The 26,131-nt window shown below is 44.0% G+C and carries 25 protein-coding genes and 1 other RNA gene; 21 read left to right on the top strand and 5 right to left on the bottom strand.

Translation table 11 applies throughout. From position 1 onward, the window contains the following. Positions 1–10 precede the first annotated feature (10 nt). The 6 genes from SSV_RS10375 to SSV_RS10350 all read left to right on the top strand — a co-directional run bounded on the left by SSV_RS10375 (position 11) and on the right by SSV_RS10350 (position 4,719). The gene (locus SSV_RS10375) at positions 11–496 is read left to right on the top strand and encodes an ECF transporter S component (RefSeq protein WP_176693602.1); all 486 of its coding nucleotides are present in this window, start codon (positions 11–13) and stop codon (positions 494–496) included. Next, entirely contained in the window at positions 480–881 is a 402-nt protein-coding gene (locus SSV_RS10370) for a DUF4430 domain-containing protein (RefSeq protein ID WP_002911498.1), read from the top strand. Before SSV_RS10375 ends, SSV_RS10370 begins: the two co-directional genes overlap by 17 nt. A 187-nt stretch (positions 882–1,068) precedes the next feature. Then, entirely contained in the window at positions 1,069–2,127 is a 1,059-nt protein-coding gene (locus SSV_RS10365) for an AAA family ATPase (RefSeq protein ID WP_072074719.1), read from the top strand. Positions 2,128–2,148: 21 nt separating this feature from the next. Beyond that, complete coding sequence (gene pnuC, locus SSV_RS10360; RefSeq protein WP_072074718.1) at positions 2,149–2,964, top strand: nicotinamide riboside transporter PnuC; 816 nt, start codon at positions 2,149–2,151, stop codon at positions 2,962–2,964. Positions 2,965–3,020: 56 nt separating this feature from the next. After that, on the top strand, positions 3,021–3,809 hold the full coding sequence (locus tag SSV_RS10355) for an NUDIX domain-containing protein (protein ID WP_072074717.1): 789 nt from the start codon (positions 3,021–3,023) through the stop codon (positions 3,807–3,809). 160 nt (positions 3,810–3,969) lie between these two features. Then, complete coding sequence (locus tag SSV_RS10350; protein ID WP_072074716.1) at positions 3,970–4,719, top strand: DUF6287 domain-containing protein; 750 nt, start codon at positions 3,970–3,972, stop codon at positions 4,717–4,719. Positions 4,720–4,759: 40 nt separating this feature from the next. On the opposite strand, the gene dusB is transcribed toward SSV_RS10350, so the two are convergent. Together dusB and hslO are read right to left on the bottom strand one after the other, a co-directional pair. Next, positions 4,760–5,737, bottom strand: coding sequence for a tRNA dihydrouridine synthase DusB (dusB, locus tag SSV_RS10345; RefSeq protein WP_176693601.1), 978 nt, complete (start codon positions 5,735–5,737; stop codon positions 4,760–4,762). Further along, positions 5,724–6,596, bottom strand: coding sequence for an Hsp33 family molecular chaperone HslO (gene hslO / locus SSV_RS10340; RefSeq protein ID WP_072074943.1), 873 nt, complete (start codon positions 6,594–6,596; stop codon positions 5,724–5,726). The genes dusB and hslO overlap by 14 nt, the downstream gene beginning before the upstream one ends. Before the next feature lie 118 nt (positions 6,597–6,714). Here hslO and SSV_RS10335 point away from each other — a divergent pair, with 118 nt between their 5' ends. Beyond that, the gene (locus SSV_RS10335) at positions 6,715–7,533 is read left to right on the top strand and encodes an ADP-ribosylglycohydrolase family protein (protein WP_072074715.1); all 819 of its coding nucleotides are present in this window, start codon (positions 6,715–6,717) and stop codon (positions 7,531–7,533) included. A 76-nt stretch (positions 7,534–7,609) separates the two neighbouring features. Here the strand turns inward: SSV_RS10335 and SSV_RS10330 are convergent, their stop codons facing one another. The 3 genes from SSV_RS10330 to gshAB form a co-directional block, all read right to left on the bottom strand. Further along, a complete protein-coding gene (locus SSV_RS10330; RefSeq protein WP_072074714.1) occupies positions 7,610–8,866 on the bottom strand; it encodes a toxic anion resistance protein in 1,257 nt (418 codons plus the stop codon). Positions 8,867–8,890: 24 nt separating this feature from the next. Then, positions 8,891–9,736: a hypothetical protein gene (locus SSV_RS10325; protein ID WP_072074713.1), complete on the bottom strand. Its 846-nt coding sequence runs from the start codon at positions 9,734–9,736 to the stop codon at positions 8,891–8,893. A gap of 235 nt (positions 9,737–9,971) precedes the next feature. Further along, positions 9,972–12,224, bottom strand: a complete 2,253-nt coding sequence (gshAB, locus tag SSV_RS10320) for a bifunctional glutamate--cysteine ligase GshA/glutathione synthetase GshB (protein ID WP_072074712.1) — start codon at positions 12,222–12,224, stop codon at positions 9,972–9,974. A 297-nt stretch (positions 12,225–12,521) separates the two neighbouring features. Here gshAB and SSV_RS10315 point away from each other — a divergent pair, with 297 nt between their 5' ends. The 14 genes from SSV_RS10315 to SSV_RS10240 all read left to right on the top strand — a co-directional run bounded on the left by SSV_RS10315 (position 12,522) and on the right by SSV_RS10240 (position 26,113). Next, complete coding sequence (locus SSV_RS10315; RefSeq protein ID WP_002899212.1) at positions 12,522–13,814, top strand: adenylosuccinate synthase; 1,293 nt, start codon at positions 12,522–12,524, stop codon at positions 13,812–13,814. Between the two features lie 243 nt (positions 13,815–14,057). Next, positions 14,058–14,528 (top strand): tRNA adenosine(34) deaminase TadA, encoded by a 471-nt coding sequence (tadA, locus tag SSV_RS10310; RefSeq protein ID WP_072074711.1) that lies wholly within the window; start codon positions 14,058–14,060, stop codon positions 14,526–14,528. Positions 14,529–14,562: 34 nt separating this feature from the next. Beyond that, positions 14,563–14,648, top strand: an RNA gene (gene ffs, locus SSV_RS10305) — signal recognition particle sRNA small type. Between the two features lie 659 nt (positions 14,649–15,307). Beyond that, the gene (locus SSV_RS10290) at positions 15,308–16,657 is read left to right on the top strand and encodes a glucose-6-phosphate isomerase (RefSeq protein ID WP_049547242.1); all 1,350 of its coding nucleotides are present in this window, start codon (positions 15,308–15,310) and stop codon (positions 16,655–16,657) included. 134 nt (positions 16,658–16,791) lie between these two features. After that, positions 16,792–17,652 (top strand): hypothetical protein, encoded by an 861-nt coding sequence (locus tag SSV_RS10285; RefSeq protein WP_072074709.1) that lies wholly within the window; start codon positions 16,792–16,794, stop codon positions 17,650–17,652. Positions 17,653–17,731: 79 nt separating this feature from the next. Beyond that, positions 17,732–18,667 (top strand): hypothetical protein, encoded by a 936-nt coding sequence (locus tag SSV_RS10280; protein ID WP_072074708.1) that lies wholly within the window; start codon positions 17,732–17,734, stop codon positions 18,665–18,667. Between the two features lie 30 nt (positions 18,668–18,697). Continuing rightward, on the top strand, positions 18,698–19,711 hold the full coding sequence (locus tag SSV_RS10275; protein WP_072074707.1) for a hypothetical protein: 1,014 nt from the start codon (positions 18,698–18,700) through the stop codon (positions 19,709–19,711). A 291-nt stretch (positions 19,712–20,002) separates the two neighbouring features. Next, positions 20,003–20,680 (top strand): response regulator transcription factor, encoded by a 678-nt coding sequence (locus tag SSV_RS10270; RefSeq protein WP_072074706.1) that lies wholly within the window; start codon positions 20,003–20,005, stop codon positions 20,678–20,680. After that, positions 20,658–21,995: a sensor histidine kinase gene (locus SSV_RS10265; RefSeq protein ID WP_072074705.1), complete on the top strand. Its 1,338-nt coding sequence runs from the start codon at positions 20,658–20,660 to the stop codon at positions 21,993–21,995. The genes SSV_RS10270 and SSV_RS10265 overlap by 23 nt, the downstream gene beginning before the upstream one ends. Before the next feature lie 209 nt (positions 21,996–22,204). Beyond that, on the top strand, positions 22,205–22,744 hold the full coding sequence (locus SSV_RS10260; protein WP_072074704.1) for a PepSY domain-containing protein: 540 nt from the start codon (positions 22,205–22,207) through the stop codon (positions 22,742–22,744). 235 nt (positions 22,745–22,979) lie between these two features. After that, complete coding sequence (dapD, locus tag SSV_RS10255) at positions 22,980–23,678, top strand: 2,3,4,5-tetrahydropyridine-2,6-dicarboxylate N-acetyltransferase (protein WP_072074703.1); 699 nt, start codon at positions 22,980–22,982, stop codon at positions 23,676–23,678. A 77-nt stretch (positions 23,679–23,755) separates the two neighbouring features. After that, a complete protein-coding gene (locus SSV_RS10250) occupies positions 23,756–24,889 on the top strand; it encodes an N-acetyldiaminopimelate deacetylase (RefSeq protein ID WP_072074702.1) in 1,134 nt (377 codons plus the stop codon). Between the two features lie 20 nt (positions 24,890–24,909). After that, positions 24,910–25,449 (top strand): 5-formyltetrahydrofolate cyclo-ligase, encoded by a 540-nt coding sequence (locus SSV_RS10245; RefSeq protein WP_072074701.1) that lies wholly within the window; start codon positions 24,910–24,912, stop codon positions 25,447–25,449. Then, positions 25,430–26,113: a rhomboid family protein gene (locus tag SSV_RS10240; protein ID WP_072074700.1), complete on the top strand. Its 684-nt coding sequence runs from the start codon at positions 25,430–25,432 to the stop codon at positions 26,111–26,113. The genes SSV_RS10245 and SSV_RS10240 overlap by 20 nt, the downstream gene beginning before the upstream one ends. The last annotated feature ends 18 nt before the right edge of the window (positions 26,114–26,131 follow it).

Here is a 26,131-nt window from a genome sequence, read left to right as displayed (position 1 = left end):
GGAGGTGCCTTTGTCTGCTCGTAAAATGGCTAAAATTGCCATCCTATCGGCTCTATGTGTGGCCTTTCGCTATGCATTTTCCTTTTTACCCAATGTGCAGCCTATCTCAGCTATCTTTTTCCTGATAGTTATCTTTGAGGATTTGCAGACTTCACTCCTAGTGATGGCTGTGACGATGTTTACATCAGCCTTTCTTTTGGGAATGAGTCCGATCGTCCTCTTTCAGTTGCTGTCCTTTGGACTGATTCTTTGCCTTTGGCGGCTGCTCTATCCTCGGTTAAATCTAGTGGGACAGGGAATAGCAGCAGCTCTCCTATCCTTTGGCTATGGCATTGCCATCGATACACTGACAGCCTTGCTGTACAACTATCACTGGTGGTCTTATGCGGTTATCAACGCTTTGACTTTCAATATAGCGCACGGACTGTCGACTTTGTTTTTTTACCCACTCTTGTACCCTATTTTAAGGAGGCTCTATAATGAAAAAAATCTTTAGTTTGCTCACACTTGCTTTTGCCCTTCTCCTTGTTGGTTGCGGCAGCAGCCAGACAAATACTGACAAGAGCTCTAGCTCGGCTGATTCTTCTGTCAAAAAGGAACTGAAAATCAGCATCAGTATTGCACCAGAAGGTCAGGAGAAGAGCGAGAAAACAGTGGCTGTCGAAGAAGGAAAGACAGCGATGGATGCTTTGAAGAAGGCCTATAAGGTCGAAGAAAAAGATGGTTTTATCACTTCTATTGACGGTCATGCTCAAGATGAAGCAAAGGGCCTCTACTGGATGTTTAAGGTCAACGGAGAAATGGCTCCTAAGGCAGCCAATCAAATCACTGTCAAGGATGGAGACAAGCTGGAATTCTACCAAGAAGTCTATCAGCAATAAATCTTTTATAAAAAGAATCTGATGCTCAAGGCATTAGGTTCTTTTTTTGTGCCCTTGATACAGTTTTAAAGTTTCTGAAAAATATTTTATAAAATTTTATAAAAAACTATTGACAAAATAAAAATATAGTTTATAATAAAAACATATAAAGAACAAAAATATAAAAAACAATAAAAAGGATAGCCCTATGAAAGAAAAAATTGCAATCGTCTTTGGAACTTTCGCTCCTCTACATCAGGGGCATATCGATTTGATTCAGAAGGCTAAGCGTTCTTATGATAAGGTGCGCGTGGTGGTTTCAGGTTATCAGGGAGACCGTGGGCAGGAAGTGGGTCTGTCTCTGCAGAAGCGTTTTCGATATACGCGGGAGACTTTCGCAGATGATGAGTTAACACAGGTTTATAAGCTAGATGAAACTTCCTTTCCTCGCTATCCTCTGGGGTGGGATAAGTGGCTGTCAGCTCTATTAGAGTTGGTGAGCTATGATGCAGAACGCGAGGAACTTATTTTCTTTGTTGGTGAGGCTGACTATCAGAAGGAGTTAGAAAAGCGTGACTTCAAAACTTCCTTGCAGGAGCGCCAGTTTGGTATCTCAGCTACCATGATTCGGGAAAATCCTAGTCGTTATTGGAAATATATCGCCCAACCTTTCCGGCGTCACTTTACCAAGAAAGTGCTGATTATGGGCAGCGCTAGCAATGGCAAAACAACCTTGGCCAAAGATTTAGCTCGCTACTATGATGCTCCGGTTAGTCTAGAATATGCTCGAGAATATCAGATTCAAAATAACGTGAGAGACGATGAGCTGACCCCTAAAGACTATTATTATCTGCTCTTAGGACAATATGCTCAGACTTCTCGTTTGATTGACAGCAGCTCCAACCGTGGTCTGGTCGTGGCTGATACAAATTCGCTGGTAACCAAGGCTTACTATGATTACTATCTGAAAGAAAGTTCGGTTCAAGACGAGGAAACAGATACTTTTGACAATCTCTTTGCCAGCATTTTGTCCAAGGAAAAATGGGATTTGATTCTCTTTGCTGAGCCGGTTGGGGCCTATGTCAACGATGGCTTTCGCGATATGAGGATGGCAGACGAGGCTATACGCAGTGATTTTTCAAGCTATCTGAAAAAGCTGAAAGAGCAGTGCTTGGCTCATATTCCGACGGTCTATCTGGCTGGCAGTTATTTGGACAATTATCAGGTGGCCAAAGAAGCGATTGACATGATTTATCAAGCGGATTAAAAAAGAAAGTGGTAAAATAGAATGGTAGTAAAAAATCAAAAACTCTCGCCTGCAGCTCTGTACGCAGGACTGAAACAAAAATCTCAAACCTTTGTTCAGAATTTCCGCAATGTCTGTGTGGCAGCTAAAAAACAAGGTTTTAGCGGCATAGCGAAATTGTTCTGGCAGGATTTATTTGGCGGGCGCAGCTTGCCTAAATGGCTCTACTTGCTTGCTCTTTCCAGTCTGCCTTTCATTCTGGAGTTCACCAGTGGTCAGGAGCAGCATGACTGGCTGGGACTCTTTGCTTCCTGGACAGGCATCGTCTGCGTTATTCTAGTAGCCGAGGGGCGGGCCAGCAATTATCTCTTCGGAGCGGTTAATTCGGCAATTTACCTTATATTGTCCTTCAATGCTAGTTTTTATGGAGAAGTGTTGACTACAGTCTACTTCTTTATCATGCAGCCGATTGGCCTTTATACTTGGCTGTCCAACCGGGTCAATGAACAAGATAAGGAAGAGCCATCTCATTTTGAAGCTAAGAAGTTAGACTGGCGTGGCTGGCTTAAATATTTGGCCTTGACTGCCTTGATTTGGATTGGTATGGGCTTTGCCTATAAGAGCATTCACAGTCACCGGCCTTTCCGTGATAGTGTGACAGATGCGACCAATGGTATCGGTCAGCTTCTTATGACTGGTCTCTATCGCGAGCAATGGCTTTTCTGGATTGCGACCAATCTCTTCAGTATCTATCTCTGGTGGGGTAGCAATCTCCATATCCAGGCTATGTACTGGGTTTATACCCTCAATAGTATCGTTGGATGGTATCAGTGGACCAAGGCAGTGAAGAAAGCTTAGAGCAAGATTTGGAGGATTTTTGATAGAAAAAGATAACTTGGGAAAGGAAGAAACTCATGACCAAACAGGATATCCCAGCGGGAATATCGGAAAAAGAGTATTACGAAACCATGGCGGATGAGTCCGCCTTTTTGGCATGGTACAAGACACAGGATTTACCCAAGTATGAGACGCCCAGCGTAACAGCAGATATGGTAGCCTACTGCTTCGTGGAAGGCCAGATAAAACTCTTGGTCATCAAGCGTAAGACTCATCCTTATCAGAATAAATATGCCTTAGTCGGAGGATTTGTGGACAAGTATGAGGATGCCTATCAAGCTTGCATTCGGGAAGTCGAGGAAGAGGTAGGGCTGGAGATACCGCTGGAAAAGGTGGAGCAGCTGATGACGGTTTCTACTCCTGGGCGTGATCCACGCGGATGGGTCATCGCTATTGCTCATCTGGTCTATCTGCCGGCCATAGCAGTAGATCAAGCGCAAGCTGGGGATGATGCCAAGGAAGTCACCTTTCTCGATGTTGACTTTAAGACAAGTAGTTTTAAAGATGGTGAACGGCTCCTGACAGCAGAGGACTTTGCCTTTGACCACTACCAAATCCTGCTGGAATCTATCAAGCGGATTCAGGGGCGACTGGACTGGAATCCAACTTTTCTCCATCTGCTGGAATCACCGTTTACTGTTTATGAAGGGACTGAGTTGGTCAATCTCATCACGCCTAGACGACCTATTGTCAGCAATAATTTTCTAGTGAAATTTGGAGAATACCTAGAGGAGGCAGGCGTTAAGCGCGTGCCAAAGAAGAAGCCGAGAAAAGTGTATCGGCTGAAGGCAGAAAAATCAGATTAAAAGAAAGTTGATCATATATTTCTCTTGCAGGACAAATTTGTCCTGTTTTTTCGTTTCTAATTACGAATAGATAAGTAGGAGCAAGTTTCTCATGACAAAAGAAACAGATTGAGAAACAGAACTTCGCTTGAGTAAAAAATTTTTTAAGAATTTTGCATAAATGATTGACATAGTAAAATCACAGTGTTACAATAATGTTACAAAAAGATTTCTTAATATTACAAGGAGACAAAAGATGAAAACACGTACTTATACAAAAATGATGGCAGCTGCAGTTCTGGCTTCTAGTTTGCTTTTAGGGGCATGTGGTAAGAAAGAAGAAAGTACAACAAGTGCTAGTTCTAGCAAGACTGTTCAGACTTCCTCTAGCTCAAAAGCTGCGTCATCCAGCAAGGCCAGCGCTTCTCCTAAGGTTAGCAATAGCGCTTCTTCAGGAGGAGCAGTTAGCCAGCCTGGACAAGCCCAAGCTCCTGCCAGTCAGCAACAGTCTACTGTAGAAGCGTCTCAAGCCCAACAAACGCAGCCACAGCAAGCTTCAGGTCGACAAAATACTCAGAGTCAGGCAACTCAACCAGCCCAAGCACCGGAAAGCAATCGCCAGCTTCAGAATAAACAGGCAGCTAGCAATGCTCGCTATAAAGGTGTCTTGACAATGGTGGATGGGGATTTCTCAGCCGCTGCTGGAACTTGGAAGGATGCCAATGGAAATACTGTGACTGTATCAGGTAATGGTCAATTCACAGTCCAGTCTGCAGATGGAAAGACAGATAATTATTCCATCGCTTCCTACTCTTATACACTGGATGATGGCAAATACAATGCTCAATTAAGCGGCCAAGGCAATGCCAATCTGCAGATTACAACAGGAGCAGACGGCTCAGTAACAAGCGTTGTGGTGACCCAACCCTAAACAGAACAAAAAAGGAAGTCCAATTGGCTTCCTTTTGTTTTTATTTTTGAATTTGTAAGAGTTCTTCAATTTCAGCCAGACTTTCAGCTTGTGAAATAGCACCGCGGAGCTTGGCTGCTCCGGCAGTACCGCGCAGATAATGCGGTGCTAGACCACGGAATTCGCGGATGGCCACATATTCTCCTTTGAGATTTACCAAGCGGGAGAGGTGGTCGTGGGCGATTTTCATCTTGTCCTCAAAGCTGAGGTCTGGAAGAACTTCGCCGGTTTCAAAGTAGTGGTTGATTTGGTTAAAGAGATAAGGATTTCCCATAGCTGCTCGACCTACCATAACGGCATCGGCACCGACTTCCTCGATACGCTGTTTAGCATCATGCACACTACGGATATCACCGTTAGCGATGAAAGGAATCTTGGTCAGAGCATGGGCTACGTCGTGTAAGGTCTCAAGGTCAGCATGACCAGTATACATTTGCTCACGAGTGCGACCGTGCATAGCTAGGGCTGAGACCCCAGCGGCTTCGGCTGCTAGAGCATTTTCTACAGCTAGTGAGCTGTCAGACCAGCCAGTTCGCATCTTGACTGTCAGAGGAATATCCAGAACGGACTGGACCTTGTTGATGATTTTATAGATTTTCTCAGGGTCCTTGAGCCATTTAGCTCCAGCTTCGTTTTTAACGATTTTATTGACCGGGCAGCCCATATTGATATCGACGATATCCGTCTTGGTATTTTCTTGGATAAATTCCGCTGCGCGAGCCAAACTGTCCTCGTCGCTACCGAAAAGCTGGATAGAAACGGGATTTTCTCCCTCATCAATGTGAAGCATGTGGAGGGTTTTTTCGTTGTTATACTGGATGCCCTTGTCAGAGACCATTTCCATCACGACCAGGCCTGCTCCCAGCTCTTTGGCAATGGTTCGGAAAGCAGAGTTGGTTACGCCGGCCATAGGTGCTAGAACTGTGCGGTTGGGAATTTCAACATTCCCAATCATAAAAGGGGTATTAAGATTTGTCACGAATCAGTTCCTCCAGGTCGTTTTGGTCAAAGTGATAGGCTGTCTGGCAGAATTGGCAGACGATTTCAGCCCCTTGGTCTTGGTCACGCATCTCTTCTAAGTCAGCCTTTGGCAGAGTAGCCAAGGCATTCATAAAGCGCTCTTTGCTGCAGTCGCACTGGAAGCGGATTTCCTCTTCAGACAGGCGTTTGTATGGCTCATCACCATAGATGGCAGCCAGCAGAGCTTCAATATGGTCATCGGATTCCAGCAGTTTTGAGATGGCAGGCATTTCTTGGATCCGCTTCTCAAAGCGGGCGATTTCAGCTTCCTTGGCACCAGGTAGAACTTGTACCAAGAAACCGCCAGCAACCTTGACTTTATCATTCTCATCCAAGAGGACGTTGAGACCAACTGCGGAAGGTGTTTGCTGGCTTTCGGTTAGGTAGAAAGCTAGGTCTTCACCGATTTCTCCAGAGATGAGAGGAGTCATGGAGTTGTAAGGATTACCCGTACCGTAGTCCGTGATAACGAGGAATTCGCCTTGGCCAACAAAAGGACCAACTAGAACCTCACCGGTGGCAGTCTTTTTGATATCTACACCGGGATTCTGTACATAGCCTTTGACATTGCCTTCGGTATCTGCCACTGTGATAATTGCGCCTAGTGAGCTGGTCCCGAGGACCTTGACGGTAATCTTGGTCTGGCCTTTTTCATTTGCAGCCAAAATCTGACTGGCAATCAGTGTACGGCCAAGTGCAACGGTAGAGCTTGCTTGAGTTTGATGTTTTTCTTGAGCGGTCCGAACCGTCTCTGTGCTATCCAGCACGTAAGAGCGGAAAGAACCATTTTCTGAGATAGTTTTGATAATTTTGTCCATACCTTTTATTTTAACACAAAATAGAAAAACAAGCGCGCGACTGCGCTTGTTTTTTGGGGTTAGGAAGCATTTTAAGATCAAAAATAGTATAATAAAATAAAAAGCATAGGAGGCTGGCATGAACCAATCTTTGAAAGCGGCAGTCTATGGTTTAGCGGTAGCTGATGCATTAGGAGTTCCGTATGAATTTTTAACCCGAGGCAGTTTTAAAGCGGTTGAGATGGTGGGTTATGGCAGCCATCAGCAACCGGCTGGGACTTGGTCAGATGATACCAGCCTTGTTTTGGCGACCTGTGATTCTATTAGGGAAAAAGGTAAGATTGACCCTGTCGATATGCAGCAGCGGTTTAAACATTGGCTCTTCGAGGGAGTTTACACACCAGATGGTTTGACCTTCGATGTAGGAAATGCGACTCGCGAAGCCTTGACAAGAGGACACGGTCTGTCTGATGAATATTCCAATGGAAATGGTTCTTTGATGCGGATTCTGCCCCTAGCCTTTACGGCAGCTGGTCCGTCTGATATTGAGGCTGTTTCCAGTATTACACATGCCCATGCGACTTCCGTAGAGGCCTGCCTGCTTTATGTGACCATTGCTCGTAGACTCTTAAAAGGCCGGCAACTACAGGAAATACTATCAGGCTTAGAGACTAGTACGACCTATGCTCGTTTGCAAACTTTAGCAGAGCTGACCGAAGATGACATTCGCTCTAGTGGCTATGTGGTGGATACCTTGGAAGCAGCACTGTGGTGTCTGCTGACTAGCACTTCTTATCCGGAAACTGTCCTGAAAGCTGTTAACTTGGGCGATGACACTGATACAGTAGCAGCAGTTGCTGGCGGCTTGGCTGGTATCATCTATGGTTTGGAAGGGATTCCTGACAACTGGCTGGCCCAGTTACGAAATAAAGAACTGCTGGAAAGCTGCTTGTTTTAAAGAGATAATCGGAAGAAAGGACTGTATTGATCATTTAAAAAGTAAAACAGTAAAAGAGCCACCTAGGCTCTTTTACTTATTCTGTAGTTAATTCTTTCTGGGCTTCCTTGCCTTGGTCCAACAGGGCTTGGATAATCTTTTGATCACGCAGTTTGACAGAGTTGTTGATGGTCTCTGCAGATTGGATAACAGTGGCTTCTAGCAGAGCGCGTTTTTCTCGTCCTTTATCAATGGCTTCGATAATGCCTTGATTTTGTGCGACGAGGCTTTCTGCCAGCTTAGTGACAGATTCAACAGCGATAGTAGGGCTTTGGGAAATCCGCTCCAGTTGAGGAATGATTTCCTTGCTCGTTTCGGCGAGCATTTGCAGGGCAGCGTTATTCGCATTAGAGATAGCGTCAGCTACCTGACCAGACTTCATCGATTGCTGGAGAATGCCTAACTGGGCGATAGACAGTTTCATAGTTGGAATGGTATTTCGACGGAGCATTCCAAGTTTTTGGCGCATATCAGAGGAAACCTTGACGAGATTACGCATTTGAGGGGTAGTTGCCCAAGCCACATAGAGACGGCTGACATATTCAGTGTGTTGCTGCTCTAAGGTATTGACCACCTCTGTCATTCGGGCTAATTCTTGCGATTTGACTTGGTAGTCAACAGTTGTCATATTTAACTGAGCGACTTCAGCCTGCAGTTTGAGCGCTAGATTGCCAGATTCTTGCTGAGCAGCTTCGATAAAGGAAATAACTCCGACTAGGTTTTCAATCGATTTGGTATTGTCCTCAATCAGCATTTCAGCAGAGACAATATTGCGAGCCAGAACATCCTCTTGCTTGACGACGGTTGCAGCCATGCCGTCCATTTTCTGCTCAATATTTTGTGAGTCAAAATAGAATTCTTGAAGAGTGTTTTTGCTCTGTTTGAAGAGTTTTTCCAAGAAATTAGGCTTTTTGTCCAGTTCCGCTACTTGAGCATCCTTGTATTTTGCGACAAAGCCATTGAGTTCCTTGTTGGTATTTTTTAAAAGCTCATCTACCTGGGGAATTTGTAATTTTTTCTGCTCGGCTAAGATACGATTGACAGTACCGTTGACCTCTTCTACAGCAGATTGGCCAAAGTCGAGCAGGGCATTTTGGTCCGACACGAAATTATCCACCAGCTGCGGAGCTTTAGCCGTAATCGCACTCTGTTGCTCAGGAGTCAGTTTTTCCAGAAAAGTTAGCTGGCCATTTCCTTGAGTCGTAGTGGCTTCGATGATTTCCGTTGTTTTGTCACTTTTACTGATAGCATTGTTGGCGATTTTATCAATGTCAAAATTAAATTCTTGGCTCATATTTTCTCCTTTGGTTTATCTAGCTTAAAAGCCAGTGTCTGTTTGCTTTTCTTTGTCTAAGATGCGCAGGCTAATGTCAAAGTCTCTCAAATCAGCTTCATTTAACTGACGCAGCGCTTCGTCTAGGTCCAAGTCAAACTGCTCAATAGCTGCTTTGGCCTTGGCTAGCCGCTCCTCTGCATTGTAAAAATCTTTGGGAGAAGCTTTGATTTTGAGGTAGCCTTCTAAAATATCTTTGTAGTGCTCCATCTGGGACTGATGAATGGCAGTCAGCTCTTCCTTATTATTGCTTTCGGATTGAGAGATTTTTTGAAGAATGGCCTCATGGTCAATCTGAATATTGCGAACCGTAGCGACCAATTCTGGGGCTAGCTCTTCTAGACTAGTTTTCTTAGGTTGCGCTTCTTTTCGTTTTTTCTCTCGTTCAATCTTTTTCAGCTGTTCATCAATTTCATCGGTGACAGTACGAATTTTGGTCTGGATTCGTTGGTAGACGGAAGTAGGAATTTCTCCGCGTAGGTCGTTAGCAGCATTTTTGATATAGGTTAGCTGGGGAAGAATTTCTAGTGCTAAATTCTGATAGCTTTCTTGGTCCCCATCTTCTTGGTAGCCTTCCAATTCTTTAATGCGGCGGTCAGCATGACCAATCTCTGATTTTAAATCTTCAATACGGCCAATGCTGGCTTGCTTTGCTTCAATCCGAACTTTTTTCTGGCTTTGGTGGCGATAGATTCCGTAACCAATAGCCCCCAGAATAGCTATGGGAATTAGATAGCTGGCTACAGCTCCAGAACCAAATACAAATACAAGTATCCAAATCCAGCTAAACCATTCTGGTTGCTGGTTGGAATCATCATTTCTCCTCGACATGGACGTTTCTCTTTCTTCTCAATGTGATATCTCTATTTTAACATAAAAGCTGATTTTTGAAGGATAAAGATTGAAATGATTTTATATATTGAGACCATTTTTTATATTTGCTTAATTCAGAAAGGCATTTGCTTCCTCTCAATAAAGCAAGCGTTGTTTCTAGAACGAAAGCTTCTTCGTTTCTCTCAAGTATTCAAACAAAAATCGCAAGGAATACCCTGCGATTCGTGTTTTATCAGTCCATTTCTGGGAAAAGTTTGGCTAGTATTTTAGGGGTGATGCTTTGTCCCGGTCCCTCAGCACAGTAAGTATGCATATACATGGAGGGGTTGAAGTTGAGCTCGATGCAGGTACAGTTGGGATTTTCCTTTGTGGAAATAGCAGAGCTGTCAGGGATGATCAGGTCAACGCCACAGGCCCAAGCTCCCATAGCTTTTGCCATATCCGCAGCGAGTTCCTTATAAGACGGGTGCATGCTGTCTGTGACATCGATCGAGTCTCCGCCAGTAGAAATGTTGGAATTGCGCCGCAAGTCAACCTTGACTCCATCAGGCAGGATATCATCTGGTCCATAGCCTTGCTGGTCCAGCATAAGGAGTTCAATGTCGCCCAGTTCAATGATTTCAAGTGGTGAACGATGATCTCGGCCCCGCAGCGGATTGTCATTTTTGATGGCAACCAATTCTCTCACAGTATGCTGACCGTCTCCGACGACATTGGCTGCTACTCGCAAGAGGACTGCCTCACACTGACCGTCTAAGACAAAAAAGCGGTACTCTGTTCCAGCGATAAATTCTTCGACTAAGACAGCAGTGTCTTCTGAAAAAGCAATCTCCAAAGCCTTGCGATAAGATTCCAGACTAGCTGGTTCTTGGAAGATAGAGATGCCCAGTCCGAAGTTGGTTGACTTGGGTTTGACGACAATTTGTCGGTCCTTAATCAAAGGGTAGTAGGCCAGTCCATCCTCTAGGGAAGAAAACTCTGCTCCAGCCGGAACAGGAAAGTCAGCTGCAGCCAAAATCTTTTTGGTGACTGTTTTATTGGCCATGGCCAGAGGGATGACATAGTTATCCTTGGAGGTCATATTGCTGTTCTTGACATATTCCACATGGTGACCATGCCAAAGCTTGAGAAATTGGTCGTTTTCATCTAAGATGTCGACATTCAGCCCCTTCTGAATAGCATCAAAGAGCAGCATCTGAGTGGATAATTCCATATTTTCATAGCCTTTGAGGGCATAAGGAGCAGTCCAAGCGTAGCGGTGATACTCCTCCGCTTTGTCTAGTCCAAAGGCCATTAAGGAATCCTGATGAATATGAGGCAGGAGCTGACCAGATAGGGTTAGTTGAGGATTTAGTAGTACCTCCTTAAGCTGCTCAAGCAAACTTTGGTAGTAAGTTGGCAGTTCAAAAAGCTGGATGAGTTCTTCCATGGCTTGGAGAAGGGCTGAGCTGTCTGCCTCATCTGGCAGGGCAGTCAGCGGGTGGCTACAAGCAATTTTTTGGTTCAAGTCGTGGGCAGCTTTTAATGCCGTATCAACATTTTCTACATCATCTAACCAGAGCAGGCTCAGTAAAAAGAGATGGACGGTATCTAAGGTCTCTTGGCTAATGCCTAAATGGTCAAAAGGATTGAGGTCAAAGCAGCGGAATTCCAGATAAGTGATGCCTTGCTCCAGATAGGCACGATTGTGCTTCTGTCCACGGAAGCGAACGGCTGAGTAAAATTCCTTTTCAGCACTGAGCTCGCAAGACTGAACGTAGTTTTCAATATCAGTTACATATTGCTCCAAAGAAGCGTAAGAAACTTTAATATTCTCGTCATTGACATAGCCATAGTCGCTGTTACGAAAAGAGCGGATAGGCTGGGAAATTTCCTGGCTATAGAAGCCAGCTTCTGCTAGAGGGGCAGCACCGTAGAGATAGGTTAAAACCCAGCGGAAACGGAGAAAGTTTCGAGCCAGCTTGAGATAGAGGTCATTTTTAAAGTCCTTGAGTGAATGGTAGGAGCTGACTTGAAAGAGAGCAGTGACCAGATCTTTCCCTAGTTCCATATTGTAGTGGATGCCAGAGATAGCCTGTAGTTTTTTGCCATATTTTTTAGCTAAGCCCTCTCGGTAGTGGCGTTCATAGTCGTTTTCCAGATGGGCGATGGCAATCTCTTCTTCCGTCAGCTGTGGTGGCATAGACAGAGGCCAGAGGCGTTCATTCTGGTCAATCGAGCGACCAGCCACATCGCTAATAGCTCCCAGTAAGCGTCGTGCTTCCTTAGTCGAGTGAGCGATAGGTGTAATTAGTTCCAGTTGTTGCTCGCTGAAGTCTGTTTGGATGGTTGGGTGGAAATTGCGGGAACCCAGCTGACTCGGATGAGCAGTTTGAGCTAAGTGTCCATCAGTTGTCACCCGCAGATTTTCCCTCTCCAGACCAAAGGTCGCTTGGAGAATGGGGCTTGCTGTATCCAGTTTCTGCAGTAATTGATTAATCATCATCGTTTCACCGTCCTATGATAGTAATTTTAGTCTATTACAAACAGAAAAAGAAAACAAATTTTCGCTACGATTTTACAAAAATTCCGAACTTTTATTTTTAATAAACTAATAAATTTCAGAAAATACAGATTTTGTGAAAATTTAATTCGTTTTCAAAAGGGAAAAAGCAAATCAAGAATGGGTCCCATCTTGAAAAATTGTTAAATTTTTCATATAATGAGGTATAAAACATAATCGCAGGTGAGATTCCTGCCTGCTTTTCAAGAAAGGAAGAGCTGCTTCAGCTCAGACAAAATTATGACATCAGTAGTTGTTGTAGGAACCCAGTGGGGAGATGAAGGAAAAGGTAAGATTACAGACTTCCTTTCAGCCAATGCCGAAGTGATTGCCCGCTATCAGGGGGGTGACAATGCCGGCCACACTATCGTGATTGACGGCAAGAAGTACAAACTGCACCTGATTCCATCAGGGATTTTCTTCCCAGAAAAAATATCAGTCATTGGAAACGGTATGGTGGTTAATCCAAAATCTCTGGTTAAAGAACTGAATTATTTGCATGAGGAAGGTGTGACAACGGATAATCTTCGCATCTCTGATCGAGCGCATGTCATCCTGCCTTACCATATCGAACTGGATCGCCTGCAGGAAGAAGCAAAAGGTGACAATAAAATCGGGACGACAATCAAGGGAATCGGCCCTGCCTATATGGACAAGGCTGCCCGTGTCGGTATCCGCATCGCTGACCTTTTGGATAAAGATATTTTCAGAGAACGCTTGGAGCGGAATTTAGCTGAGAAAAACCGCCTCTTTGAGAAATTATACGATAGTACAGCAATCAGCTTTGATGATATTTTTGAAGAATACTATGAATATGGTCAGCAAATCAAGCAGTATGTGACGGACACTTCTGTTATCCTCAACGATGCGCTGGATCAAGGCAAGAGAGTTCTCTTTGAAGGGGCTCAAGGGGTTATGCTGGATATTGACCAAGGTACTTATCCATTTGTAACTTCATCTAACCCAGTTGCGGGGGGAGTGACTATTGGTTCCGGTGTTGGTCCGAGCAAGATTGACAAGGTAGTTGGTGTCTGCAAGGCCTACACCAGTCGGGTCGGAGATGGACCATTCCCAACAGAGCTTTTCGATGAAGTTGGTGACCGCATTCGTGATATCGGCCACGAATATGGCACTACCACTGGTCGTCCGCGTCGGGTAGGCTGGTTTGACTCTGTTGTTATGCGCCATAGCCGCCGTGTGTCAGGGATTACCAATCTTTCGCTTAACTCCATCGATGTTTTGAGCGGTCTGGATACAGTGAAAATCTGTGTAGCCTATGACTTGGATGGTCAGCGAATTGACCACTACCCAGCTAGTCTGGAACAGCTCAAGCGCTGCAAGCCGATTTACGAAGAGCTGCCAGGCTGGTCAGAGGACATCACTGGTGTCCGCAGTCTGGAAGACTTGCCAGAAAATGCCCGCAACTATGTTCGCCGAGTGAGTGAGCTGGTTGGCGTTCGCATTTCTACCTTCTCAGTCGGTCCTGGCCGCGAGCAGACCAATATCTTGGAAAGCGTCTGGTCTAATTTATAAAAAAGTCAGCACAAGGAAATTGCTTCTTGTGCTTTTTTGTAGGAAAATTTCATATTAAGACTCATTTAAGATATATATTTTATACTAACGGCATAAACAAAGACCTCCTAACTTTGTTTAAAAATCCTAAACTTTTTCATAATAATCTCCTGAAAGTCACCCCAGTGGTGGCTTTTACTTTTTCTGAGAAGTGCGGCAGGCTTGTGGTATAATGGGATAGACGACTACAGATTTAGAAAGACAATGATGGATTATACGATTGAACAAAAAGAAGCATTTATGCGAGAAGCTTTAAAGGAGGCGGAGATTGCCCTGGCTCATGATGAAATTCCCATCGGCTGTGTTTTGGTTAAAGAGGGGAAGATTATTGGTCGCGGTCACAATGCACGTGAGGAGCTGCAACGGGCTGTTATGCATGCGGAAATAATGGCTATCGAAGAGGCAAATCGGCATGAAAATAGCTGGCGCTTGCTGGATACAACGCTTTTTGTGACTATTGAGCCCTGTGTCATGTGCAGTGGAGCAATCGGTCTGGCACGCATTCCTCACGTTGTCTATGGAGCAGCAAATCAGAAGTTTGGAGCAGCTGGCAGCCTTTATGATATTTTGACAGATGAGCGCCTGAATCATCGAGTAGAAGTGGAGGTAGGTGTTCTCCAAGAAGAGTGTGCTCAAATCATGCAGAAATTTTTCAGACAAAGAAGAAAAAAATAAAATTAGCCAAAATCAAAAGTTTGTGTTATACTAATTAACGGAGCAACAGTTTTGCGTGAAGCGGGTCAGGGGAGGAATCCAGCAGCCCTAAGCGAAGTAAGCTGTGTGCTCTTTTTCTATGCCTCTTAACGAATCAAGCCTGAAAGGCGCAGATGAATCTTAGAGCAATGGATGTAGTTTTTCCCCATAAGGGAAAAATCAGTAAACCTTATAGAGTCTTTAAGTGAATTAAGTCCAAAAGACGCAGAAGAACTTAGGTACATTGACGCAGTTTGAGCAAAGCGAGAACTAGGTTCCAATGTTGAATGAATCAAGCCTGCAAGGCGCAGATGAATCTTAGAGCAATGGATTCAGTTTTTCCCATAAGGGAAAAATCAGTAAACCTTATAAAGATTCTCAACGAATCAACTCCGAAGGAGGAAGATGAGTTTAGAGACATTGACGCAGTTAAGCGAAGCGAAAACTAGGTTCCAATGTTGAATCAGTTAAGCCTGAAAGGCGCAGATGAATATTGGAGCAGTGAATCTAGTTTGAACGGACCTGAAATGAATTCAGCTGACATTCAATCTTAAGAAGCATATTGGCTTTCTTGTCAATCAAAATTATTCTTCTCAATAGGGTTAAAATTTGCTGACTTACGCAAACGATTGCTTTCAGATGCTTTCTAGCTTTAGCCTATTTATAAAAAAATAAATTGGAAGCGTTTTAAAACAATAAATTACTTGCTAAATAACTATGAAAGCGATATGATAGAGTGGAATAAAAAATGGAGGAATATCATGTCACACATTAAATTTGATTATTCAAAAGTTTTAGATAAATTTGTTGCCCCACATGAAGTGGAGTACATGCAATCACAAGTAACAGCAGCGGATGAATTGATCCGTAAAGGAACTGGTGCTGGCAGCGACTTTTTGGGTTGGTTGGACCTTCCTGAAAACTATGACCGCGAAGAATTTGACCGCATTTTGAAAGCTGCTGAGCAAATCAAATCAGACAGCGATGTCTTGGTTGTGATCGGTATCGGTGGATCTTACCTTGGTGCCAAAGCAGCCATCGACTTCTTGAACCACCACTTTGCAAACTTGCAAACAAAAGAAGAGCGCAAAGCGCCACAAATCCTTTACGCTGGAAACTCAATCTCATCTACTTACCTTGCTGACCTGGTAGAGTATGTAGCAGACAAAGATTTCTCAGTAAACGTGATTTCTAAATCAGGTACAACAACTGAACCAGCTATCGCTTTCCGTGTCTTCAAAGAACTCTTGGTTAAGAAATACGGTCAAGAAGAAGCCAACAAACGTATCTATGCAACAACTGACCGCCAAAAAGGTGCCGTTAAAGTTGAAGCAGATGCCAACGGTTGGGAAACATTTGTGGTTCCAGATGATATCGGTGGACGTTTCTCAGTCTTGACAGCAGTTGGCTTGCTTCCAATCGCTGCATCAGGTGCGGACATCAAAGCCCTTATGGAAGGTGCGAATGCAGCTCGTAAAGATTACACTTCAGACAAGATTGCTGAAAACGAAGCTTACCAATACGCAGCAGTTCGTAACATCCTTTACCGCAAAGGCTATGCAACTGAAATTTTGGTAAACTACGAGCCATCACTTCAATACTTCTCAGAATGGTGGAAACAATTGGCTGGTGAGTCAGAAGGGAAAGACCAAAAAGGAATCTATCCAACTTCAGCTAACTTCTCAACTGACTTGCACTCATTGGGTCAATTTATCCAAGAAGGAACTCGTATCATGTTTGAAACAGTTGTCCGTGTTGACAAACCACGTAAGAACGTGATTATTCCTAGCTTGGAAGAAGACCTTGACGGACTTGGTTACCTTCAAGGAAAAGACGTTGACTTTGTAAACAAAAAAGCAACTGACGGTGTTCTTCTTGCCCACACAGATGGTGACGTACCAAATATGTATGTGACTCTTCCAGAGCAAGATGCCTTCACTCTTGGCTACACCATCTACTTCTTCGAATTGGCCATCGCCCTTTCAGGTTACTTGAATGCCATCAACCCATTTGACCAACCAGGGGTTGAAGCCTACAAGAGAAATATGTTTGCCCTTCTTGGTAAACCAGGGTTTGAAGAATTGAGCAAAGAATTGAATGCACGTTTGTAATAGGAAACGCAGCCTCCCTTAGGGGAGGTTTTTTGATTGGAAGAACAATTTATGTTATAATGTTGTAAAATTTGTCATTGTTTTTCAATATTTTCGCAATATGACAAATCAACAAAATTTATAAGGAGAAAACCATGTCAGATAAAGATGGTCAAGGTCAAGCGCAAGGGGCTTGGCAAGAAAATCAAACTAGCAGCCAGCCATTGCAAGGGAATTTCCAGCAGATTCAGCCGCAAGGATTGCCTGATAAGAAGGGTAATATCGGAAAAGTCATAGGACTTTCAATTTTTGCTCTCATAATTGGTCTTTTGATTGGCAGCGGTTCAGCTTATTTTATCGGCAAGCAGGCGCAGACAAATAAGGATATTCAAAGGATTAAGCGTCTGAGTAAGGCTCAGGAAGAAGCCAAAGACAAGAGTGACAGCTTTACTACAGACGGGCAGTCGGTTCAGTTTAATTGGACTTTGAAAGACTTGGGACGGTTGAGCTATACAAATGATGAAGGATTAGGTCTGACGGCTGATCAAATTGTTGAAACTTATGGCTTGGCTAGTTCAGCAGAATATGATCGTAATCGCCTGTTACTCCGATGGGGCCCTTCTGTCAGGGACAAGGAGCAAAATATTTCTTTTCAATTTGATAAAGTTGACCAGAACTACTATCTGAGGCAAGTGGTAGTTGGAGATTCTTTTAAAGAATATAGAAAAGGGAAGGAAACGACAGATTGGAGCGTATTATCTCCCAAAGACCTTGAACGTTTGAAAAAAGGAGACAAGGAAACGGGTGAAGGAGGAACAGCTTTATCAGAGGTTCTGAAGAGGCATCCTGTTCCGTCAGAAATTGTCATCACAAGCGAGCGTGACGTAGATAATAAGATTATCTCCAACCGTCTGATTGCTGAGGTGACTTATAAAACAGAAGATGGTTATGAATACCTATTGTTTGTAGGCCAGCCAGATGGAAATTTCTTATATATAAAGTCAGAGGAAATGTAAGTTTTTAGTTATTTAGTTTATCTTTTGTGACTGACTGCTTTCAAAGCATTTCGTTATTAAAAGAGAACTGATAAGACTATTGGAAATAAACAAGAAAGAGGAAAGAAGATTGACAGAACAGCAAACACAGCATTCTTTTGAGCCTTCAAGGAATGCTCAGTCGCAAGAGGAATTCCCGCATCATTTTCAACCTCAGCAGGGCCATGTTTCAAGTCCGCAGGGACCAACCCCACCTTTAACCAAGAATAAATCCTGGAAAGGAATCCTGATAGGTGCAGCCTTGCTCTCTCTTGGTCTTGGACTAATCGGAGGGGGAATCTGGGGTTATGGAATGGGAGTAGCGGATGTCATCAAAGGGGAATATCCTGTGCTTCATCCTTTGGCAGATGCTAGGGAATCAAAGAGAGATCAATCAAATCAGTACATTGACCCTGATACTACTGAGTTCAAGTGGGACATTGATAGTTTGTCAGAGTTACGGTTCAATACTATTCAGACAGATACGAATGGTACTTCTGTGGAAGATATTCTTGATAAATATGGCAAGGCTTTAAAAGAAGAAATCTCTCGTGACAGCCTTGATTTAGAGTGGGGAACGCTTCAAGATTCTGATGATGAGGAGGACTGGCCAGTTTATTATACAGATCAAACCGCTTCTCTGGCTTTTGAGAAGAAAAAAGATGGTTTCTATCTGAATAGCCTTCATATCTATAATATTCGCTTTGAAGAAAGCAAACATAATGCTGAGGACGAAGCGATGGCGGCTGATTACTTTGAAAAATTGAAAAAAGGCGATGCAAAGACTGGTAAGGATGGCATTTCCTATAAGGAAGTTTTTAAGGAATATGGCAGTCCGAGGAGTATTTCTATTCGTGTAGATGAAGATTTCAATGAGGATACTAGTCAAACCATTATGGAGGCGGCTTATGACGCTCCTAATGATGGTACTTATAGGTTGTTCTTCGTTCAGCAGGAGGACGGAAACTATCTTTTGTCCACTACTGCCAATAAATAAAATAGAACTCAAATAATAAAAGGAGAAACGATGTCAGAACAAAATAAACCGCAGGAACAATCTTTAGAAGGATTGGCTCCGTATCCACAGCAAGTCCAGTCATCAGACTCAGGACAATTTGTAGCTAACTCAACAGAGGGGCAGCCTTTCCCAACAGAAGGAGACAGTCCTGAAATGATGAATCCTAATCAAGATTTTGGTGTTCAGCAACCCATTTTTGAAGCTCCTCAGCAGCAGATGCCTCAGCAGGATAATTGGGGAAATCCTGCTTTTCAAGAAGCAATTCCTCAGGGATTTAATCCAGCTGGTCAGAACTTTGCCGGACCACAGCAAGCTACAAACTTTGCTGCACAGCCAAGTCCAGAGCCAAAGAAAAATAGTACGGGCAAGCTGATAGGATTTTTAGGAATAGGTCTGGCAGCGGGACTATTGCTAGGAGGTCTCGGCGGCTATTTCCTAAATGATTTTATGGGTGGGGGAAGTGTGCCAAGTCTGTCTCGAAAGGGACATCAAAGCGATGTTGCTTCTTTTGTGGCTCCGTCAAAAGAGGATGTATATGAGTGGGAAGTGAAAGACCTTGAAAAGCTGAGCGTTGTTAGTGCGGATGATGAAGGATTGACCCCTGAACAAGTAGTCAAAGATTTTGGCTTGGCCAGCAGTGTGACGTTTCAGGAAGAAGGGCTCTCATTGTCTTGGTTACCTGACTCTAGTTATACCACTCTGACCTTTATGAAACACGAGGATGGCAGCTACCATCTTCAGGGTATGAGTATTATGCCCGGTAGTGACGACTATGATAAAAAGGTATCTGGCCAGATTACAGAGAATTTAAAGACGGGTGATGCGGAAACAGGCGAGGGCGGTTCTTCCTTTAAAGAAGTGATCAAGGAATACCCAGAATATCAACATATCTCAGTTTATGGGGATGGTGAATCAGAGCCGAAGATGCTTGTAAACTATGAAACCTCTTCAAATAAGGAGATAACTTTGACTTTTATCCGTCAGGAAAACGGACAGTACCTATTGAGTAATCTTTCTAAATAGAATAAATGAATAGGAGTGCTTATCTTACAGCTGGTTGAGGCTTGTAGATCTGCGCTCTTTTTGTGACTCCAAGAAATTCGTAGTCAATTAATCTATCCTTGGCTTGTTGACCCTTGAACAGCAGCAGTTTTCCTTTCCCTGATTATATGTTACAATCAGAGGAGATGTAGCAGTATTGTGCTAGACTTTCATCTAGCTGCTAGAAACTCAATTAGCTCAGTTTTGTAGTTGTGATTGCCGTTCTTGTGATGGCTCTGAAAAACGAAAGACCAAGATTGGAAAGGAGTCCTGATGAAGTTATTGTTGGTGGAAGATGAAGCGGATCTGAATCGCAGTTTGATCAAGCTGCTCAAGAAAGAGCATTTTAGTGTGGACAGTGCTTTTGATGGAGAGGAAGCTCTGGAATTTTTGGAAATGGTGGACTATGACCTAATCATTTTAGATATTATGATGCCCCGTATGGACGGCTTTGCCTTTCTAGAGAAGATCCGTCAGGCTGGAAAGCAGGTCATCGTCTTGGTCCTGACGGCGCGTGACAGCTTGGAAGACAAGATTAGAGGCTTGGACTTGGGAGCAGATGATTATCTGGTCAAGCCATTTGAGTTTGAAGAACTTTTGGCGCGGCTGCGGGCTCTTTTGCGGCGACAGCAGCGTGAGCTGGTTAGCCAGAAGATTGACCTAGGGGATATCATCTTGGATCTGACTAAAAAAGCTGTCCTGAAAGATGACCAAGTCTTGGAGTTGACAGCTAAGGAATACGAAGTGCTGGAATACCTAGCTCGCAATCAAGATCATATTCTGTCGCGGGAACAAATTCGGGACCATGTCTGGGATTTTGATTATGAAGGAGAATCCAATATCATTGATGTTCTGATTAAAAATATTCGCCGCAAGATCGATCAGGACAAGAAGCAGTCCATTATTCACACCAAGAGGGGAGTAGGCTATGTTATCTGGAGATCGGAATAAGGAGAAAAAAGGCAGCATTGTTCTACGGATTACTCTTTGGTACAGCAGTTTTCTCTTTGTCTTTATTCTAGTGCTGCTGGGTCTGGCCTTTCTGCTATCCAGCAATCTGGCAGATGCAGCGGCCAAGCGTGAGCTGATTGAGTCAGCCACGGAAATCAGCCAGCAGCCCAGTGAGTACGAGGCTATGGATGATGGAATTTTTTATTCAATCTATGATAGTTCGGGAAACCTTGTCAGAAAAAGTCTGCCATCTGGCTTTGATGAGACTCTTCTTTTTAACCAATCTGTTGTAACGACGGCGACTGTTGATCAAAAGACCTATCTCTATTTTGACATTGAGATGAAAAATGGCGATCAATGGCTGAGGGCGGTAACGATGAGCAGTCATAGCAATCATGAATGGATTGATTATTTGACGTCTCTGGTCTTCATTTCTCCATTTCTATTAATCTTAATTATTGCTGGTGGTTGCTGGATTCTCAAAAAAGCCCTGAGGCCGGTAGATCAGCTATCTCAGACGGCATTAGAAATTCGCGAGAGCGGAGACTTTTCCAAGCGGCTGGCTCTGAAAGATAAGGATGATGAGCTGCATCGTCTGGGAAAGGCTTTTAATCTCATGCTGGATTCGCTGGAGACTTCCTACCAGCGGGAAAAGCAGTTTAATCATGATGTCTCTCATGAGCTGCGGACACCGGTGGCGGTTGTTTTATCGGAGAGCGAGTATGGTCTTCGTTATGCAGAAAATATGGATGAATCCAAGGAATCATTTGAAATCATCAACCGTCAGACCAAGCGCATGAAGGAGATGATTAGCCACATCTTGGATCTGTCCAGGCTTGAGAATCAGCCGGCTCTTGTCAAAAAATCCCTGTCTCTGTCTGACTTACTGTCGGATAAGATGACAGACTTCCAGAAGCTAAGTCAGGAGCATGGTCTTGTTTTAGAAGCTTCCATAGATGAAGATTGTTGGATTGTTGCTGATGAACTCCTTCTTCACCGGCTCTTAGATAATCTGATTAGCAATGCCTTGAAATTTACGAAGGATCGCATTGAGCTCTCCTTGCATAAGCTGGATGGCGTCTGTCAGCTGACGGTGGCGGATAATGGTGCTGGTATTGCTCCGTCCGAGACTGATAAAATATGGAATCGGTTTTACCAAGTTGACCAAGCCAGAAATAAAAACAGCCGAGAGGGAAGCGGCCTGGGACTAGCCTTGGTTCGGAAAATCGCCGATTTGCACCAGGTTCAGATAGAGTTGGTGTCAGAGCTTGGCCAGGGAAGTCGCTTTATCCTGACTTTCCAGCTGGAGAAATAATAGAAGATTTTTCGAATTATTTTTTAAATTTCCTCAAAATTCATTTTAGGTTCATTTAGTCCTTGTACAATATAAGTATCAAATGAATAACATTTGATAGCTCTCCCCTTTGAAATGAAAAGAATGGTCTAGGATGCATTAACTGGAACGGTGTTTTCCTCGCCTGATTTTGATTTCTAGGGTTAAGTTTTAGAAAGGAAGGACGAGCCATGAAAAAACTAAAAGGAATCTTATTAGCCGGTTTGGCAGTAGGAATTTTAGCAGGTGGAGCAGCAACTGTTGTTTCAGCGGATTCGTATAAGCAAGCTACTCGGATTCAGGCAGCAACCGTAACTCTTTCAGACGCTAAGGCGATTGCCTTGCAGACAGCTGGTTCAGGGAAAGTCGTTTCTATTGATTTAGACGGAAATAAAGCTGGTGCTGTATACTATGATGTAACGGTATTGGACGGCTTTACAGAAAAAGAGTACAAGATTGATGCTCGAACAGGAAGCATTCTCAAAGCCAAGGAAGAGCCAATTGATGACAATGAGGACATGCAACTGACTCAGACTAATGTGCAATTGACATTTGAAGATGCTGAGAAGATCTTGCAGCAAAAATATCCTCAAGCCCATGTTTATGACGAAGAACTGGATATTTGGAGCGGTCAGGTAGTCTACAAGGTTGAAGCTCTGAATGGTACGCAAAAGATCAAAATGACCATTGATGCCAACAGTGGAAACATTTTGAACGAAAGAATTAAATAATATCGTTGGTATATAGTTTGGAATTGCTTTGTTGGACGCGGACGAGAGTTCGTGTCTTTTTACAATCCGTATCTCATGTAGAGAATCTTATAGGAGTTTTGCAATCCCCTTTTTTGTGTTATAATATTGTCTAATCAAGCTTCTTGGTTTGCTTCAATTGTTCTTAAAATTGTTGTGTATTGAGGATGAAAAGTAAACTAAAAGGCTAAACCATTCACGAATCGAGGGAAGAATCATGTCTGCTACTAAAATGAACGCTCAAGAAATTATCAAATTTATCGCTGATGCCAAGAAAAAAACTCCTGTCAAAGTAACCTTTGATGGAGAATTGCACGGATCAATCCCTTGGTCTGTTGTGAAGTTAGGCAATGTTCTTTTTGGAGACTGGGAAGAAATTAAGCCGCTCCTAGCGAACTTAGAGGAGAATAAGACCTATGTCGTAGAGCAGGATGCCCGCAACTCTGCGGTGCCGCTTTTGGACAAGCGCGATATCAATGCCCGTATTGAGCCGGGTGCTATTATTCGTGACCAAGTTGAAATTGGTGATAATGCTGTCATCATGATGGGAGCAGTCATCAATATCGGTGCGGAGATTGGTGCTGGGACCATGATTGATATGGGTGCTATTCTGGGCGGTCGAGCGATTGTCGGCAAAAACAGTCATATTGGTGCTGGTGCTGTTCTGGCGGGAGTCATTGAGCCTGCTAGTGCTGAGCCAGTTCGGGTTGGAGACAATGTGCTGATTGGTGCCAATGCGGTTGTAATCGAAGGTGTACAAATTGGCAGTGGTTCCGTTGTTGCGGCCGGTGCGATTGTGACCCAGGATGTTCCGGAAAACGTAGTAGTTGCTGGCGTTCCGGCACGAGTTATCAAGACCATTGACGAGAAGACCCAGCAGAAGACAGCTCTGGAAGACGCTCTGCGTACTCTTTAAAGATGGCATAAATTTGAATTGATTGGGTGCGGCCCAACACTTTGACTGGTCTGACAAGATTTTAAAGGAAAGAAACAATGCTTGATTACCTGAACATTCGCCGTGATTTACACCAGATACCAGAAATCGGTCTGGAAGAATACAAGACTCATGCCTACCTGATGCAGGTCATTGATGGCCTGACGGCTGGCCTAGACTTTGTGGAAATCCGAACTTGGCGGACTGGTATTTTGGTCTTTATCAAGGGAAGTTCACCAGATAAGACGATTGGCTGGCGGACAGATATTGATGGTTTGCCGATTGTGGAGGATACAGGCCTGGACTTTGCCAGTACTCATGAAGGTCGCATGCATGCCTGCGGACATGATATGCACATGACGGTGGCTCTAGGTCTGCTGGAGCAAGCTGTGAGCACTCAGCCTACCCACAATCTGCTTTTTCTCTTTCAGCCTGCAGAGGAAAACGAAGCTGGTGGAATGCTCATGTACGAAGACGGTGCTTTTGGTGACTGGCTGCCAGATGAGTTTTATGGACTTCATGTGCGACCGGACCTCAAGGTCGGTGATATTGCGACTAACAGAGGAACTCTCTTTGCTGGCACCTGTGAAGTCAAGCTGACTTTTAAGGGTAAGGGGGGCCATGCGGCCTTTCCTCATGAAGCCAATGACGCTTTGGTGGCGGCTAGCTACTTTATCACCCAGGTGCAGACCATTGTCAGCCGCAATGTCGATCCTATCGAGGGGGCAGTTGTGACCTTTGGTTCGCTCCATGCTGGCACGACCAACAATGTCATAGCAGAAACGGCCTTTTTGCATGGCACCATTCGGACTCTGACTCAGGAGATGAACCTCTTGACTCAGAAGCGCTTACGGGAAATAGCAGAGGGCATAGCCCAAAGTTTCGGTCTGGAATTGGACTTGGAGCTTAAACAAGGTGGCTACCTACCTGTAGAAAATCATCCTGACCTAGCAGACGAATTGATGGACTTTTTCCAGAAGGAAGAAGGAGTGCAGTTGATTGATATTGCGCCGGCTATGACAGGTGAGGACTTCGGCTATCTGCTCAGTAAGGTCAAGGGTGTCATGTTCTGGCTAGGAGTGGACAGTCCCTATGCCCTCCATCATCCCAAGATGGCACCGGATGAGGCAGCACTGCCCTTTGCTATTGAAAAGATTGGGAAATTCCTAGATTATAAAATCAACGAAAGATAAGGAAAAGGTGGACGAGCTGCATGAAAAAAGAGCTGAGACAAACTGTACTGAACCAGATGAAGAAACTGACAGGAAAAGAAAAAGAGCAGGCAGATAACTGGCTGACCCAGCACTTGCTCAGTTCAGCAGCTTATCAAAAAGCTCAGGTTATCGCTACCTATCTTTCTATGCCGCATGAAGTCTCAACTGCATCCTTTATCAAGCAGGCTCAGTTGGACGGCAAGCGGGTTTTAGTGCCCAAAACCTATGGCCAGGGTCGGATGATATTTGTGGATTATGATGAAAGTTGCCTGCAAAAAAGCTCTTTTGGTCTTATGGAGCCGATAAGTGAAGAGGCTGTGGACAAGACAGAAATTGATCTGATTCATGTGCCGGGTGTGGTCTTCAATTCTCAAGGCTTTCGGATTGGTTACGGTGGTGGCTACTATGATCGCTATCTGGCTGATTTTGCAGGAGCATCCATCAGCAGCATCTATAGTTTTCAAAAGTCTGATTTTGAGCCTAATTATCACGATATAGCAGTAAAGGAAGTACTGATTTATGAACTACATCTACGATAAAAAATATCCTGTGACCAGTTTTTTGTTAATTCTAACAACACTTGTCTTTGTGGGGATGCTTATTTTACGTGGTTTTTCTTATGCTGAAGCACAAACTGTCTTTGAATTTGGAGCAGTTTTTTCTCCGACCATTATTATGTATCCTACTCAGATATGGCGTCTTTTTTCTGCTATCTTTGTGCATATTGGCTTGGAGCACTTTGTGGTAAATGCTGTTACTCTTTATTTTATTGGACGGCAGGCAGAAGACATTTTTGGCTCGCGAAATTTCTTTCTGCTCTATATGATGTCTGGCTTGATGGGAAATATCTTTGTCTTCTTTTTCAGTCCGGATACTCTGTCAGCAGGAGCCTCTACAGCCTTGTTTGGACTTTTTGCCTCTATCGTGACCCTGCACTATGTCGTTCGCGACAGCTACATTCAGCAGCTGGGGCAGTCTTATATGACCTTGATTGTGGTCAATATCATCTTTAGTTTCATGCCTGGTATCAGCCTGGCGGGGCATTTGGGCGGTTTGATTGGCGGCATACTCTGCGCGGTCATTCTTCCTGTCAAAGGCTCAAGCAATGCCTTTAAACCTGCTCAGCGCTGGTTAGTCCTGTTTGGTTATCTAGCCTTGGCTGCCCTTCTGATTTTTCTAGGCTTTCATCATTCCTTGATTTAACAAGTGTGTATAAATAAC

The organism is Streptococcus sanguinis (assembly GCF_001078705.1).
In the GTDB taxonomy this organism is placed as follows: Bacteria; Bacillota; Bacilli; order Lactobacillales; family Streptococcaceae; genus Streptococcus; species Streptococcus sanguinis_D.
This window is presented reverse-complemented; position numbering and strand designations above follow the sequence as displayed.